We start from the raw sequence: 14,182 nt of genomic DNA on the forward strand, positions 1-14,182 counted from the left end.
GAGCGCCTCCGGGAGCATGGGTGCGCGGGAGCGGCGGGCCGAGGTCCGGCGCGAGAACCGGGGCGATGTGCCGCGGGGTTCGGAACTCGGCTGTTCGCGGCCGGGGGCGACGCGGTAGGGGATGCGGGCGGTGCCGACGGCGGCGGGAAGTGTGGGAACGGTGAGGGATGGAACGGGGAGCGGAACTGTCCGTACCGGACCGCCGTCCAAGCAGTGACGGAATTGCCTGCCCGGGTTGAACGCCGGGAGGAGTGCGGAGGGGCCCTGTGCAGTCAGGTGGTGCCGAACTGAACGTCGGGTGTCCGGGTGGCGGCCCCGGGGGCGTGCCGTCCGGGCCGGCCCGGTGGCCGGGGTCGGGCCCGGGGTTCGGGCCCGGATCGGGTCCGGGAGCGGCGGTCGACCAACTCGACGCCGCCGCGCGCTGCGAGACGCTGCTCCAGGACACCCTGGACGCCGTCCGTCCGATGCCGGTCTGGCAGGGGGCGCCGGCCCGTGCGGGCGCGCGACTGCCCCTGCCGGGGCGGGAGTCGGAGCTGCTCTGGTACGTCACCCGGGGCCGGGACATCCTCACCGTCGTCTCGCTGCCCCGGCGGTTGGTGCTGGTCGGCGTGGTGGAGCGGCACTGGCGGCGGCGTGGCTGGATGATCACCTCGCTGGACGCCGATCGAGGGCGCCCGGGCGTCACCGCGACCACCCCGGACGGCTACCGGCTGGCGTTGCGCTTCGGCGAGTCGGGCGAGGCCGGGCTGACCGCGAGCTCACCGGGGGTGGCCCGTTCGGAGCGGGGCCCGGTGTTGTCGGGGAGCGCCGACCGCAGCGCGCCGCCGCTGCCGTACGTGAGCTGTCCGTACTGGAGCGCGCTGGTCTGACCGGTGGAAGGCGCGTTGCGCGCGTCAAGTGCCGGCGAAGGGAAGGCCGGAAGGGCCGGAGAACGGGGGAGGGGGGGGGGGGGGGGGGGGGGGGGGGGGGGGGGGGGGTGTTCCCCCCCCCCCCCCCCCCCCCCCCCCCCCCGCCTCCTGGTCGAGCGGCTTCGGCGCTGCCGCTCCCCCCGACACCCCGGCACGCCCACCGTTCCCCCCTGGCTACACCCTCCGGCGAGAGCGGTCCGCACAGGCCCCGGCGAGCACCCCACCCCCGGGGACGTCGTGGATCTCACCGTAACAAACCGAGTGGTTTGTTTGTCAATAGAGAAGTCCACGAAAAATCCACAATGTGGTGGACGCTCCGGAAGCGCTCGGATGGGCCTCTGATCAGGGAGTTGTGCTGTCGTCAGGGCGACCGGGGTCGAGCCGCCCAGGCCTGGCCGAGCCGGGGGCCGAGATGGAATCCGACATTCCGAGCATCATGACAGCACGCAGTGACATCGGGCGAGCGCTCAGCGCAGCAGCCTGCGCTCCTTCGCCACCGCGACCGCGCCCGCCCGGGTGTCCACGCCCAACTTGTCGTAGATCCGGCCGAGGTGTGTCTTCACCGTGGCCTCGCTGATGAACAGCGCCCGGGCGATCTCCCGGTTGCCCAGCCCCTGCGCCAGCTGTTCGAGGATGTCCTGCTCGCGCTCGGTGAGCCGGCGCGCGGGTGCCCGCATCTGCGCCATCACCCGGGAGGCGACCGGCGGCGAGAGCACCGTCCGGCCCCGGGCGGCCGCGTGCACGGCGGCGAACAGCTCCTCCGGCCGCTCGGCCTTGAGCAGGTAGCCGGTGGCGCCGGCGGCGATGGCCCGGGTGATGTCGGCGTCGGTGTCGTAGGTGGTGAGCACCAGGACGTGCGGCCCGCCCGGGACGGCGGTGATCCGCCGGGTGGCCTCCACCCCGTCGATGCCGTCGCCGAGTTGGAGGTCCATCAGCACGACCTGCGGCGCCAGCCGGGCGGCCAGGGCGACGGCCTCCTCCCCGGTGCTCGCCTCGCCGACCACCTCGATGTCGCCCGCGCTCGCCAGCAGCGCCAGCAGGCCGGCCCGCACCACCGCGTGGTCGTCGCAGACCAGCAGCCGGACGGGAGCGGGGCGGACGGGAGCGGGGCGGACGGGAACGGGGCGGACGGGAACGGGCGGGACGGGAGTCGTGCTCATCGGTGCGTGCTCCAGGCTCATCGGCGGACGAGGGTGCTCGTGGGTGTACCGGCGCTCATCGGTGTCCCAGGGGGATCGCCGCGGAGACGACCGTGCCCTCGCCCGGCGCGCTCTCCACGGTCAGGCTGCCGCCGAGCTGCCGCAGCCGCGCGCGCATCGCCGGCAGGCCGTACCCGCGCCCGCCCCCGGCGCCGGCCGTGTCCGGGGAGAAGCCCCGCCCGTCGTCGGCGACGTCCAGCACGGCCTGGTCGCCGAGGAAGGACAGCGTGATCGCGGCGGCCGAGGCCCCGGCGTGCTCGCGGACGTTGGCCAGCGCGCCCTGGGCGATCCGCAGCAGTGCCGACTGCGCGGCGGCGGACAGCGGCACGGGGGCGCCGTCCAGGTGGAAGCGGACCGGGAGCCCGCTCTCGGCGGACTCCCGCTCGGCCAGCGCCCGGAGCGCCCGGTCGAGCGTCCGGCCGTCGGAGAGCTCCGCCGGGGCGAGGTCGTGGACGAAGCGGCGGGCCTCGGCCAGGTTCCGGGCGGCCACCTCGGCGGCGGTGCGGACGTGGGTGCGGGCGGTCGCGGGGTGGGTGTCCCAGGTGCGCTCGGCGGCCTGGAGCAGCATCTGCTGGCTGGACAGGCCCTGCGCCAGGGTGTCGTGGATCTCCATCGCCAGCCGTTCGCGCTCGGCCAGGGTGCCCTCCCGCCTTTCGGTGGCGGCGAGTTCGCGCCGGGTGCGGACCAGATCGGCGATCAGCGCGCGCTGCCGGGCGGCCTGCCGGGCCATGAAGAGGAAGACGCCGGTGGCGAGCCCGGCCACCGCGGGTGGCAGCAGGACGAGCGTGGCGTCGCCCCCGGGCAGCCGGAGCTCGGCGATCACCACCAGCAGGGTCAGCGCGCCGACCAGCGGGATGGCGGCCTTCGCGGGCAGCGCCCGCAGGGCGGTGTAGATCAGTGGGACGGCGCACCAGGCGAAGCTCGGCGCGAGCAGCACCAGCACCACCCAGAGCGCCACCACCAGGGCCGACGGCCACCGGCGGCGCCGACCCGGGGCGGGTGGGCGGTGGTGGTCGAGCCAGGAGCCGGCCGGCTGGGCGACCGCGAGGGCCGCGCTCAGCCCGATCACCCAGGGCGCCTGGGCGTTGCCCCAGTGGTGGTCGAGGTAGCGGTTGAGCGAGGCGGCGAGCAGCAGCAGGAAGGCGGAGTCCAGCAGCACCGCGAGCCGGCCGGCGTCCGGGTCGCCGAGGTCGTGGCCGGCGGCGGTGGAGCGGCCGGCACCGGCGTCAGCGTCAGCGTCAGCGTCAGCACCGGCACCGGCACCGGTGCGGTCCGTGGTGCCGCGGCCGACGGCCGGGCGGGGCTGCTGCACGGCTGGCTCCTGGCTGTACGGGTGCTGCGGGCGGCTGGACGGATGCTGTCGGGGCGCGGTCGGCGTCGGCCCGCACCGATCCGCTCGACCCGCACTGACCTGCGCCGATCCCTCGATGGTGACCCGTCCGGCCCGGGCCCGCATCAGCCGATCGGTTGACGCCGCCGTCCTCCATCATGCCCGGCCGCTCGCGCCGGTCCGTCGATGTGGCGCACCCGTCCCCGCCGGAGGATCGGAGCACGCCGCCGGGCGAGCCCCCGTACGGCCCGGCGGCCCGATCCCGCCACACCACCCCGTAGACCCGCTGAGGAGCTGGACCATGAAGAAGACCTCCGTGCGCACCCGGGTGCTGACCGGCACCGTCGCCGCCGCCGCGCTCGCCGCCGCCACCGTGGGCGCCGTCTCGGCCAGCGCCGAGTCCTCCGAGACCCCGGTCGTCCCGGCCGCGGCGAAGGCCGACACCCAGAACAAGAACCTGGCCCCGAGCAGCGGGTTGACCATCGACGCCGCCACCCGCGCCGCCCAGGCCGCCCTGGACGCGGCCACCAAGGCGGGCCAGCACGTCTCGGTCGCGGTCGTCGACCGTGACGGGGTCACCCGGGTGCTGCTGAAGGGCGACGGCGCTGGCCCGCAGGCCCCGGAGTCGGCCGAGCGCAAGGCCTTCACGGCGGTGTCCTGGAACGCCCCGACCTCGGAGCTGACCAAGCGGCTGGCGCAGACCCCGAACCTGAAGGACATCCCGGGCACCCTCTTCCTGGCCGGCGGTGCCCCGATCCAGTCGAAGGGCGCTCCGATCGCGGCCGTCGGCGTCGCGGGCGCGCCCAGCGGCGACCTGGACGAGCAGTTCGCCCAGGCCGGTGTCGCGGAGCTGGCGAAGTAACGCCCCGTAGCGGCTCCACGGCCGGTCCGCCCCGGGCAGCAGGGGCGGGCCGGCCGGGCGTTTGCCTCGTTCGGGTGAACGCCGGAGGGGTCGCCGCAGAACACGGGATGACCCTTCGAAAAGCCGGTGCCGCTGTCAGTGGCGCGTGGCAGGCTTCCCGGTATGACGGCGTGGACCCTCAACGACATCGAACGTGCGATCCGCTCCTCCTGGGGCGTCGACACCTGTGCGCCCGAGGATCTGGCCCACTGGCGTCCCGACAACCCCGCCCGCGGCCAGTGCGGGGTGACGGCGATGGTGGTGCACGACCTGCTCGGCGGCGAGCTCATGATGGGCGAGGTGTACGTCGACGGGGTGCGGACGGACCTCCACTGGTGGAACCGCTTCGCCACCGGCTTCGAGATCGACCTCACCCGTGAGCAGTTCGGGCCGGACGAGTTGGTCGGCCGTGGCCGACCGGTCGCCCGCCCGGCCCGCCCCGGCCGGCTCCAGGCCCAGTACGAGCTGCTGCGCGGCCGGGTGGTCGCCGAACTGGAGCGCGGCGCCGTCGCCGACCGCACCCGGAGGCCGGCCCGCGCCTGCGTGTGAGCCGGGCGTGTGAGCCGGGCGTGTGAGCCGGGCATGCGCGCGGGTCGGGCGTGCGCGTGGGCCGCGCCTGCGTGAGCCGCTCCGCGCGTCAGCCGGGCCGCGCCGTCTCGGATCGAGTCGCCCCCTCCTGACGTACAGTTCGGTCGCGTACGGGCAGTGACGGCGAGGAACGAACGGGGAGCGCGCGGATGACCGGGCAGACGATCGGCTTCGTGGGGCTGGGCTCGATGGGACGGGGCATGGCCGGCAGCCTGCTGCGGGCCGGTCACACCGTACGGGTCTGGAACCGCTCGCCCGAGCCGGTGGCCGCCCTGGTGGCCGAGGGCGCGGAGGCGGCCGACTCGCTCGCCGAGGTGTTCGCCGCCGACACGGTGGTCTCCATGCTGGCCAACGACACGGCGGTCGAACAGCTGCTGCTCGACCCCGCGCTACTGGCCGGCGCCACGGCGACCCTGCACGTCAACATGGCCACCGTCTCGCTCGCCCTCGCCGAGCGGGCCGAGGCGCTGCACACCGAGCACGGCGTCGGCTACGTCGCCGCGCCCGTCCTCGGCCGGCCGCCGGTCGCGGAAGCGGGGCGGCTGAACATCCTGGTCGCGGGCGCGCCCGAGCTGCTGGACCGGGCCGAGCCGCTGTTCGCAGCGATGGGCGAGCGCACCTGGCACTTCGGCGAGGCACCCCGGCAGGCCAGCACGGCCAAGATCAGCGCCAACTTCCTGATCGCCTGCGCGATCGAGTCGATGGCCGAGGCGTGCAGCCTGGCCGACGCGCACGGCGTCCGGCCGACCGACCTGGTCGAGATGCTCACCGGCACGCTCTTCCCCGGGCCGATCCACTCCGGCTACGGCGCGATGGTGGCCGAGCGCCGCTACGAGCCGGCCGGGTTCCGGCTGCCGCTGGGGCTCAAGGACGTCGGACTCGCGCTGGAGGCGGGGGCCGCGCGCAACGTCCCGCTGCCGTTCGGCAGCATCCTGCGGGACGCCTTCCTGGACGCGCTGGCCCACGGCGACGGGGACAAGGACTGGGCGGCCGTCGCCGCCGTCGCCCGCCGCCGGGCCGGACTGCCCGACTGACCGCCGGCACGGGCCGGCACGGGCCGACGCCGCCGATGAAAGGCCGACGCCGCCGATGAGGCCGTCGCGACATCGGGCCTGGAATAGATCGACGTTGGACGATTGCTCACTCCTGCGTTCACCGCGCGTACCACGGAGGAGTTCTGATGTCCGATCAGTCGACCGGCGCCGATGCGCCGCGCCGCTTCCTGTTCCTCGACTCCAGTGCGCGCCCCGACGGAAACTCGGTCCGCCTCGCCCGGCTGGCCGCCGAGTCGAGCCTGCCGGCCGGTGCCGAGCAGCGCTGGCTGCGGCTGGACGACCACCCGCTGCCGCCCTTCCGGGACCTGCGGCACACCGGTGACGGCAGCTACCCGGAGCCCACCGGCCACGAGCGGACCCTGCTGGACGCCACCCTGGCGGCGACCGACCTGGTCTTCGTCGCGCCGCTGTACTGGTACTCGCTGCCGACCAGCGCCAAGCTCTACCTCGACTACTGGTCGGCCTGGCTCCGGGAGCCCGGGGTGGCCTTCGGCGACGGGATGCGCGGCGGCACCATGTGGGGGGTCACGGTCCTCGCCGGTGAGAGCCACCTGGCCGAGCCGCTGATCGGCACGCTGCGGCTGACCGCCGAGTACATGGGGATGCGCTGGGGCGGGGTGCTGCTCGGCAACGGCAACCGCCCGGCGGACGTGCTGGACGACGAGCGGGCGCTGATCGCGGCCAAGTCCTTCTTCGGGGGCTGAAGCCCGGGGGGCCGAGGCCGCTGCCGGGGTGGGCGCGCGGTACCGCCCCGCGGGCGTGTACCCGTCACCGGTCGGTGACGATCGGGCGAAGTGCAAAAGCCCTACGAATAAACAGAGTTGGACGATTCGGGCATGCTCTCCCGGTGGTCGGGACGCAGCGTGCCACCCGCCTTCCTGATCGGCCGGATCGTTCGGTACTCTCCGTCGGACTTTCAGCTTCGCGGGGGGTTCCGCGGCGTTCACGGCTGCCCCCTCGCGCCTTCCCGGGCCTCGCCCGGACACTTCCGTGAGGTCTCCTTGTCCATACGTCGCAGTCTTGCCCTTGCCGGAGCCGCCGCGCTCGCGTCCTCGCTGGTGCTGGCCGGCGCCCAGGGCGCCATGGCCGTCGGCACCCCCGGCACTCCGTCCGCCGCCGCCACGCAGGCGGCGGACAAGGCGTCGCACGCGAGCCTCGACCTCTCGCTGGACGGCGTTCCCGGCACCTTCGTCGCCGGTGGTGACGCCCGCGAGTTCACGTTCGAGATCGAGAACCGGACGAAGCACGACTTCGTCTTCATCCCGCTGCTCAAGTTCAAGAACAAGGCGGGCACCCTCCAGGCGAAGGACCTCAAGGTCCAGTACAAGCTGCCCAAGGGCCAGTGGCAGACCGCCGTGGTGGCCCCCGACCAGAGCGGGGAGAAGCACAGCTCCGTCCTGATGATGCTCGGGACCCTCGACGGGGACGGCAACCCGGTCGCCGACGACCTGCTCGGGGTGAACCGGGGCAAGCACGTCCCGATCAAGATCCGGGCGTCCTTCGCCGACGGCTCCCCGCTCGGCCGGGCCGGCGTCGTCCCGGTCGTCTTCGCCGCCCAGCTCGACGACACCAGCCACCAGCCGGTCGACAACGGGCACCTCAGCTGCGACGGCGGCGTGGGCTTCGTCATCAAGGCGCCGGGCGGCAAGCCGACCCCGACGCACACCGGCAAGCCCAGCCCGACGGGCAAGCCGAGCCCGACCGCCAGCGGCTCCCCGACCGCCAGTAGCTCCCCGTCGGCCAGCCCGACCGTCGCGCCGACGGAGCAGCCCACCGAGAAGCCGACCGGGACCCCGACCGAGAAGCCCACCGAGAAGCCGACCGAGACCCCGACCGAGAAGCCCACCGGGACCCCGACCGAGAAGCCGACCACCCCGGCCACCGGCACCCCCTCCGGCTCGGCCACCGCCCCGGCCCCGGCCGAGAGCAGCGGTGACACCTCGGGCCCGATCGACTTCCCGGTGGAGCCCCCGGTCATCACCCCGCCGCCGCTGACCCCGGGCGCCGTCGACAAGGCGAAGGCCGGGGCGGACGACGACGACAAGGCCCTGGCCCAGACCGGTGGCGGTGACCACACCACCGCCGTCGCGGCCACCGGCGGCGCCGTCCTGGTGGCCGGTGTCGGCACCCTCGTGGTGCTGCGCCGCCGCAAGTCCGCGCAGCAGGGCTGAGCCGAAGGCGCTGACCATAGTCAACCGGCCGTAGGGCACTGGCCGTAGGGCACCGGCCGTGAGGCAGTGACCCACAGGCGCCGACCCGGAGGACAACGCCGCCCGGAGCCCGCCCGGAGCCCGCCCGTGCCGCCCCGCACCGTCCCCTCGGACGGGTGTGCGGGCGGCACGGGCGGTTCTGTTTCGTCACATAGGATGTCCGGCCGGAGGGGGGCGGAACGGCGGGGAGAGGACAGGTGCGGGAAGCACGCACGGCACGGGCCACCACCGACTACGAGGCGGCGACCGGGCGGATCGCGGGACTGCCGCTCCGGAGGCACCACATCCTGCTGACGGCCTGGACGGTGCTCTGGTTCTTCCTGGTCGAGCCCAGCGGCGGCTTCTCCTGGCACTACCTGCGCCAGGGCGAACAACTGCTCTTCAGCGACCAGCCCGACGGCGGCCTGTCGCTCTACGCCCACCACCCGGAACTCCAGATCGGCCCGGTGAGCCTCGCCGCGGCCAGGCTCACCGCCCCGTTCGCCCCGCACACCGGCGAGCTGATCGCCGAGGCGGTGAGCGCCGGGCTGGGCCTGGTGATGCTGGTCCTGATCGGCCGCACCGCCGCCCTGTACTACCTCGGCACCGGGATCAACCACCGGCGGCTCCAGCAGCGCCTGCTGATCGCCGGGCTGGCGTTCATCCCGATGTGGGTCGAGGTCTCGGTCCGCTTCGCGCACCTGGACGACGTCCTCGCGCTGTTCTTCACCACCCTCGCCGCGCACGCCCTGGCCCGCGGCAAGTCCGTCCAGGTCGCGGTGTTCCTGGCGCTGGCGGTCGACTCCAAACCCTGGGCGATAGCCTTCGCGCCGCTGATCCTGGCGCTGCCCCGGCCCGCCTGGCTGCGCACCGCGCTCTGGTTCTGCGCCCTGGTGGCGATCGCCTGGCTGCCGTTCTACCTGGGCAACCTGGACACCATGGCGGCTGCCAAGTTCACCATCCCGAACCAGCCCGCCTCCGCGCTGCGCTGGTTCGGGGTGACCGACCCGGCGACCCCCTGGTGGGACCGGCCGACCCAGTTCGCGCTCGGCATCGGGCTCGGCTGCGTCGCCGTCTGGCGCGGCCGCTGGCCGGCCGTGGTGCTGCTGGGCGCGGACGCCCGCATCCTGCTCGATCCGAGCGTCTACACGTACTACACGGCCTCGATCCTGCTCGGCACCCTGCTCTGGGACGCGGTCGGGCAGAAGCGGCTCGTCCCGTGGTGGAGCTGGATCGCGCTGGTCGCGCTGTACGGCGGCACGCTGTTCCTCCCGTCCGACTCGGCCCGGGGCTTCGTCCGGCTCGCCTTCGTGGTGGTCTCCGCCGGGTACGTGCTGTTCTGGCCCACCCAGCGGTCCCGCCGCCGGCGGTCCGGGTCGCGGCGGGGCGCCGACGCCACACCGCGGGACGGGCACCGGCTTCCGGAGCCCGCTCGCGCCGCCTGATCCCCCCCGCCGCGTCCCCCAGGCGAATCCACCCCCGGCGCGACGCGCGACGCGCGACTTGACCCTCACGCGACGTGAGAGCCGAGGGTGGTGGTCAGCACCAGGGAGGAACTCCGATGACCAGTGAGGGCTACTCGGTCGGCGCCGTGGCGAAGATCGCCAAGGTGACCGTCCGCACCCTGCACCACTACGACGAGATCGGCCTGCTGTCCCCGGCCGGCCGGACCCGCTCCGGCTACCGCCGGTACGTGGACGCCGACCTCGACCGGCTGCAGCAGGTCCTCTTCTACCGGGAACTCGGCTTCCCCCTGGAGGAGATCGCGGCGATCCTGGACGACCACACGGTCAGCCCGAGCGAACACCTCCGGCGGCAGCACCGGCTGCTCACCGACCGGATCAGGCACCTCCAGGAACTCGCCACCGCCGTCGAACACGCCATGGAGGCACGGAGAATGGGCATTCAGCTGACCCCGGAGGAGAAGTTCGAGATCTTCGGCGAGGGCTACCAGGAGGAGTGGGAGCAGGAGGCCGAGCAGCGCTGGGGGGACACCGAGGCCTGGGCCGAGTCGCAGCGCCGCACCGGCGGCTACTCCAAGGCCGACTGGCAGCGGATCCAGGCCGAGATGACGGAGCTCAACACCCGTCTGGCCGCGGCGATCACGGCCGGCGAGCCCGCCGACGGCGAGGTGGCCACCGGCCTCGCCGAGGAGCACCGGCAGCACATCTGCCGCAACTTCTACGACTGCACCTTCACCATCCACCGCGGCCTGGCCTGCCTGTACGTCTCCGACCAGCGCTGGACGGACACCTACGAGGAGATCGCGCCGGGCCTGGCGCAGTGGCTGCACGACGCGATCCTCGCCAACGCGGACCGGCGCGAGCAGGCGTAGCCGGCGCGCTCAGGCGGCCCCGCGCCCGAAGGAGCGCCGGTAGGCGGTCGGGGAGGTGCGCGTCACCCGGCCGAAGTGGTGCCGGAAGGTCGCGGCGCTCTCGAAGCCGACCGCTGCGGCGACCTCCTCCACCGTCCCCTCCGGGGACTCCAGCAGCGGCAGACTGGCCGCGATGCGCTGGGTGACGACCCAGCGCATCGGGCTGGTCCCGTTGCGGGCGGTGAAGTGCCGCAGGTACGAGCGGTCCGACATCCGGGCGGCCCGGGCCAGCAGGGAGACGGTCAGCGGGGACGGCAGGTGGTCCAGAGCCCACCGCATGCTGCGGGCTATGCCGTCGTCCTCGTCCTCGACCGGGCGGACCGCCGCCTCGATGAACTGGGCCTGCCCGCCGTCCCGGTGCGGGGCGACCACGAAGCGGCGGGCCACCGCGTTGGCCACCTTGGCGCCGTGGTCGCGGCGGATCAGGTGCAGGCAGAGGTCGATGCCGGCCGCGCTGCCCGCGCTGGTGAGCACGTCGCCGTCATCCACGTAGAGCACGTCGGGGTTGACCCGCACCCGCGGGTACCGCTGCTGGAGCAGGTCGGCGTACTGCCAGTGGGTGGTCGCCTCCCGGCCGTCCAGCAGTCCGGCGGCGGCCAGCGCGAAGGCGCCGCCGCAGATCGACACGATCCGGGCGCCGCGCCCGTGCGCGGTGCGCAGCGCCTCGACCAGCCCGGGGGAGACGCCCCCGTCCTGGCGGCCGGCGGGCGCCCCCATGCCGCCGAACGCGTTCGGCACCCCGGGGATCACCACGGTGTCGGCCGCGGCCAGTTCGTCCAGGCCGTGCCGGGCGGTCAGCCCGAAGCCGCCCACCGCGTCCAGCTCCGTCCCGGGCCGGTCGGCGCACACCTTCAGCCCGTACCAGGGAGCCGCCAGCAGCCCGGTCAGCTCGGGCCGGGCCAGCCCGAACACCTCGACCACCACGCCGAGTTCGAACGGTGCCATGCCCGCGAAGGCGTACACCGCGACGTCGTGCACGGGCGCCGGGCGCGGGCCGATCCTGACGGGCACCGGCCGCCGTCCGGGGACGCCGGGCGCGGAACTCGCAGGTGCGGAAACCCCGGGCGCGAAACCCCCGGCCACGGAAACCCCGGGCGCGGAACCCCCGTCGGCCCTGCCGGTTCCGGCACCGACCGGGCCCTGGACGTCCTGCTCGGCCATGCGAAACCCCCTGCTCACGGGTGGCGGAATGCCGGTGAGTGTAGCCGTCCCGGCCGCCTCGGAAAGCTCGGGAAAGCTCCGGAAAGTTCCTCGGATCCGCCTGCAACCTCCGCTCCCGCCACACGTCCATGGAAGTGAGGGGCGGAAGGGGGCGGGCCACCGGCGGCTGGAATGATCCTTCCGATCACGATCTTGATCAGGTGACCTGACGGGGCGGCCGGTGTCGTCACCGTCCCGGGGGAAAGCGGAAGCGCATGTCCATGGCCATCGGGCCGACCACTGTGCCGACAGGGGGGCGCGGGTTCTCCATCCGAGGGATGGCTGCCGCGTTGTTCGGCGCGCAGGAAGCCGGCGAGCCGCTCGCCGGTGTCGTCACCGAGCAGGAGGCGAAGCAGCGCCGCTCCGGCTTCCGCCTGCTGCGCGGCGGGCGCAAGCCGGCCGAGGAACGGCCCACCCTGACCGACCTGTACCACGCCCACCGGCTCGGACTGGTCCGGATGGCCGTCATGCTCGTCGACCACCAGGACCTGGCCGAGGACGTCGTCCAGGACGCCTTCACCCAGCTCTACCAGCGCCACGGCGAGGAGCTGGACGACCTGGACAACGCGCTCGGCTACCTGCGGACCTCGGTGGTCAACGGTGCCCGCTCGATGCTGCGCCGCCGCAGGACCGCCCGCGAGTACGTGCCCCCGCACGTGGCCGACGCCCCGTCCGCCGAGGACCACGCGGTGCTCAACGACGAGCACCGCAGGGTACTGGTGGCCCTGCAGGAGTTGACTCCCCGCCAGCGCGAGGTGCTGGTGCTGCGCTACTGGTCCGACCTGTCGGAGGCGCAGATAGCCGAGACCCTGGGACTGTCCCGGGGTGCCGTGAAGTCCACCGCCAGTCGCGCCCTGGACGCCTTGGAAAAGCACCTGGAGAAGGTTCGATGACCGACAAGCTCCCCCGCCGCATCGGCGGCGACGGCGACGGGCCGGCCGAGACCCCGACGGAACGGCTGCTCCGTGAGGCGTTGAACGCGCGCGCCTCCATGGTCACGGCGAGCAGCCTGCGTCCGGCCGCGCCCCCGAAGAGCCGGATCCGCCGGCTGCGCCCCGTGTACGCCGTCACCGTGCCGCTCGGCCTGGCCGCCGCGATGGCGATCGGCGTGCTCGGCTTCCACGGCGAGCCGGTCGCCCAGGACCAGGTCCCGCCGCCGGCCGCGACCGTGACCGCCTCGCCCAGCCCGACGCCCGAGCCGACCGGCGAGCCCAGCCCGACGGCCGCTCCGAGCGAGACCGCCGCCCCCACCGACGCGGCGACCGAGGTTCCGCCGGCCGACGCCGGACCCCCCACTCCCCGGAACACCAACCCCCCGTCGACACCGGCGAGTTCGTACAACCTCCGGGGTGTGAAGTTCAAGGTCCCGGCCGGCTGGAAGGCCGTGCCGGTCTCGGCCGACCGGGTCTGCGTCCTGAGCCCGGGCGCGCCGACCGAGCCGCAGGAGGGCTGGTCGCAGCAGCAGTGCGAGCCGTACGGCGTGCTGGTCGTGGCCTACAGCAGCCCGGAGGAGGTGCAGGGCGGCACCTGGCCCACCATGGCCGACCTGGGCTCGGAGTCGGGCTGGGGCCACCAGCCGAACTGCCCGGTCTGGGGCCACCCCTACTTCCCCGCCAACGGCTATTCCTCGGTCGGACCCGCGGTGCGGACCAGGGACATCGTGGCCGGGAAGACGATCGACAAGACCCAGTGGCAGGTGACCTGCCAGCCGGGTGACGCCTTCACGGCCCAGATGTGGGGGCTCAGCACGGACCAGGTGTACATCGTGGCGAACGGGCTGAAGCCCGAGTACCAGCCCGCCCTGGTCTCGATCCTCGACACCCTGGACGTCACCGGCCACCAGCCGCCCGGCGGGGCGACGGCCACCGGCACCAGCGTCGCCGTCTCGGTGGACGGCCTCACCACGGGCCAGTCGGTGCCGAACGACGGCACCGCGACGACGTTCTCCGTCACCTTCAGGAACACCGGCAAGACCGGCTACGCCCAGGTGGTCCCGCGCGTGGTCGCCGAGTCGTACGGGGGCAGCCAGCCGACCGTCCAGGGGACGCTGGAGCGGCAGGACGGCGGCACCTGGACCCCGGTGGCCCTCAACCGGCCGGTCGCGGGCAGGCCCGCTTCCGACGGCGGCTTCGCCCTGGCCCCCGGGCAGAGCGTGACGCTGAAGTACCGGATGAAGCTGACCAAGGAGGACGGTGCCGGGGTGATGCCGGTGACCGCGGAGGCCCTGCTCTTCCCGGCCGAAGGGGTTCCGGCCACCGTCGGCACCCAGACCGTCCCGGTGCGGGTGGTCGCGAAGTAGCCTGCCGCGGGTCGTCGTCGAGGGGGGGGGGGGGGGGGGGGGGGGGCGGGGGGGGGGGGGGGTGGGGTTTGTGGGGTAGTACGGGGGAAAATTCTCTACCAAGGGCGGCACCCCCCAAAGAGGGGAAGGCCTCTCTTTT

12 protein-coding genes and 1 pseudogene are annotated in these 14,182 nt (G+C 74.1%); 10 read left to right on the forward strand and 3 right to left on the reverse strand.

The genetic code is table 11. The features are described 5' to 3' along the window. Nucleotides 1-266 precede the first annotated feature (266 nt). Nucleotides 267-869, forward strand: coding sequence for a hypothetical protein (locus ACZ55U_RS02800; protein ID WP_465521664.1), 603 nt, complete (start codon nt 267-269; stop codon nt 867-869). Nucleotides 870-1,375: 506 nt separating this feature from the next. Here ACZ55U_RS02800 and ACZ55U_RS02805 read toward each other — a convergent pair. Further along, complete coding sequence (locus ACZ55U_RS02805; protein WP_465521666.1) at nt 1,376-2,068, reverse strand: response regulator; 693 nt, start codon at nt 2,066-2,068, stop codon at nt 1,376-1,378. A gap of 55 nt (nt 2,069-2,123) precedes the next feature. After that, a complete protein-coding gene (locus ACZ55U_RS02810) occupies nt 2,124-3,419 on the reverse strand; it encodes a sensor histidine kinase (protein ID WP_465521668.1) in 1,296 nt (431 codons plus the stop codon). 319 nt (nt 3,420-3,738) lie between these two features. Here ACZ55U_RS02810 and ACZ55U_RS02815 point away from each other — a divergent pair, with 319 nt between their 5' ends. The 7 genes and pseudogenes from ACZ55U_RS02815 to ACZ55U_RS02845 all read left to right on the forward strand — a co-directional run bounded on the left by ACZ55U_RS02815 (nt 3,739) and on the right by ACZ55U_RS02845 (nt 10,505). Then, nucleotides 3,739-4,299, forward strand: coding sequence for a GlcG/HbpS family heme-binding protein (locus ACZ55U_RS02815; RefSeq protein WP_465521670.1), 561 nt, complete (start codon nt 3,739-3,741; stop codon nt 4,297-4,299). Nucleotides 4,300-4,461: 162 nt separating this feature from the next. Continuing rightward, entirely contained in the window at nt 4,462-4,887 is a 426-nt protein-coding gene (locus tag ACZ55U_RS02820) for a YunG family protein (RefSeq protein ID WP_465521672.1), read from the forward strand. 173 nt (nt 4,888-5,060) lie between these two features. Continuing rightward, nucleotides 5,061-5,960: pseudogene (locus ACZ55U_RS02825) on the forward strand (NAD(P)-dependent oxidoreductase); the annotation flags it as partial. A 146-nt stretch (nt 5,961-6,106) separates the two neighbouring features. Beyond that, complete coding sequence (locus ACZ55U_RS02830; protein ID WP_465521674.1) at nt 6,107-6,685, forward strand: NAD(P)H-dependent oxidoreductase; 579 nt, start codon at nt 6,107-6,109, stop codon at nt 6,683-6,685. 297 nt (nt 6,686-6,982) lie between these two features. Next, entirely contained in the window at nt 6,983-8,152 is a 1,170-nt protein-coding gene (locus tag ACZ55U_RS02835) for an LPXTG cell wall anchor domain-containing protein (RefSeq protein ID WP_465521676.1), read from the forward strand. 236 nt (nt 8,153-8,388) lie between these two features. After that, on the forward strand, nt 8,389-9,615 hold the full coding sequence (locus ACZ55U_RS02840) for a hypothetical protein (protein WP_465521678.1): 1,227 nt from the start codon (nt 8,389-8,391) through the stop codon (nt 9,613-9,615). A gap of 116 nt (nt 9,616-9,731) precedes the next feature. Beyond that, a complete protein-coding gene (locus tag ACZ55U_RS02845; RefSeq protein WP_465521680.1) occupies nt 9,732-10,505 on the forward strand; it encodes a MerR family transcriptional regulator in 774 nt (257 codons plus the stop codon). 9 nt (nt 10,506-10,514) lie between these two features. Here the strand turns inward: ACZ55U_RS02845 and ACZ55U_RS02850 are convergent, their stop codons facing one another. Then, a complete protein-coding gene (locus ACZ55U_RS02850) occupies nt 10,515-11,555 on the reverse strand; it encodes a helix-turn-helix domain-containing protein (protein WP_465521682.1) in 1,041 nt (346 codons plus the stop codon). Nucleotides 11,556-12,022: 467 nt separating this feature from the next. Between ACZ55U_RS02850 and ACZ55U_RS02855 the strand changes: the two genes are divergently transcribed. Then, nucleotides 12,023-12,637: an RNA polymerase sigma factor gene (locus ACZ55U_RS02855; protein ID WP_465521684.1), complete on the forward strand. Its 615-nt coding sequence runs from the start codon at nt 12,023-12,025 to the stop codon at nt 12,635-12,637. Then, on the forward strand, nt 12,634-14,043 hold the full coding sequence (locus ACZ55U_RS02860; RefSeq protein ID WP_465521686.1) for a hypothetical protein: 1,410 nt from the start codon (nt 12,634-12,636) through the stop codon (nt 14,041-14,043). The genes ACZ55U_RS02855 and ACZ55U_RS02860 overlap by 4 nt, the downstream gene beginning before the upstream one ends. Nucleotides 14,044-14,182: the final 139 nt, after the last annotated feature.

This window comes from Kitasatospora sp. NPDC034533 (genome assembly GCF_055575155.1).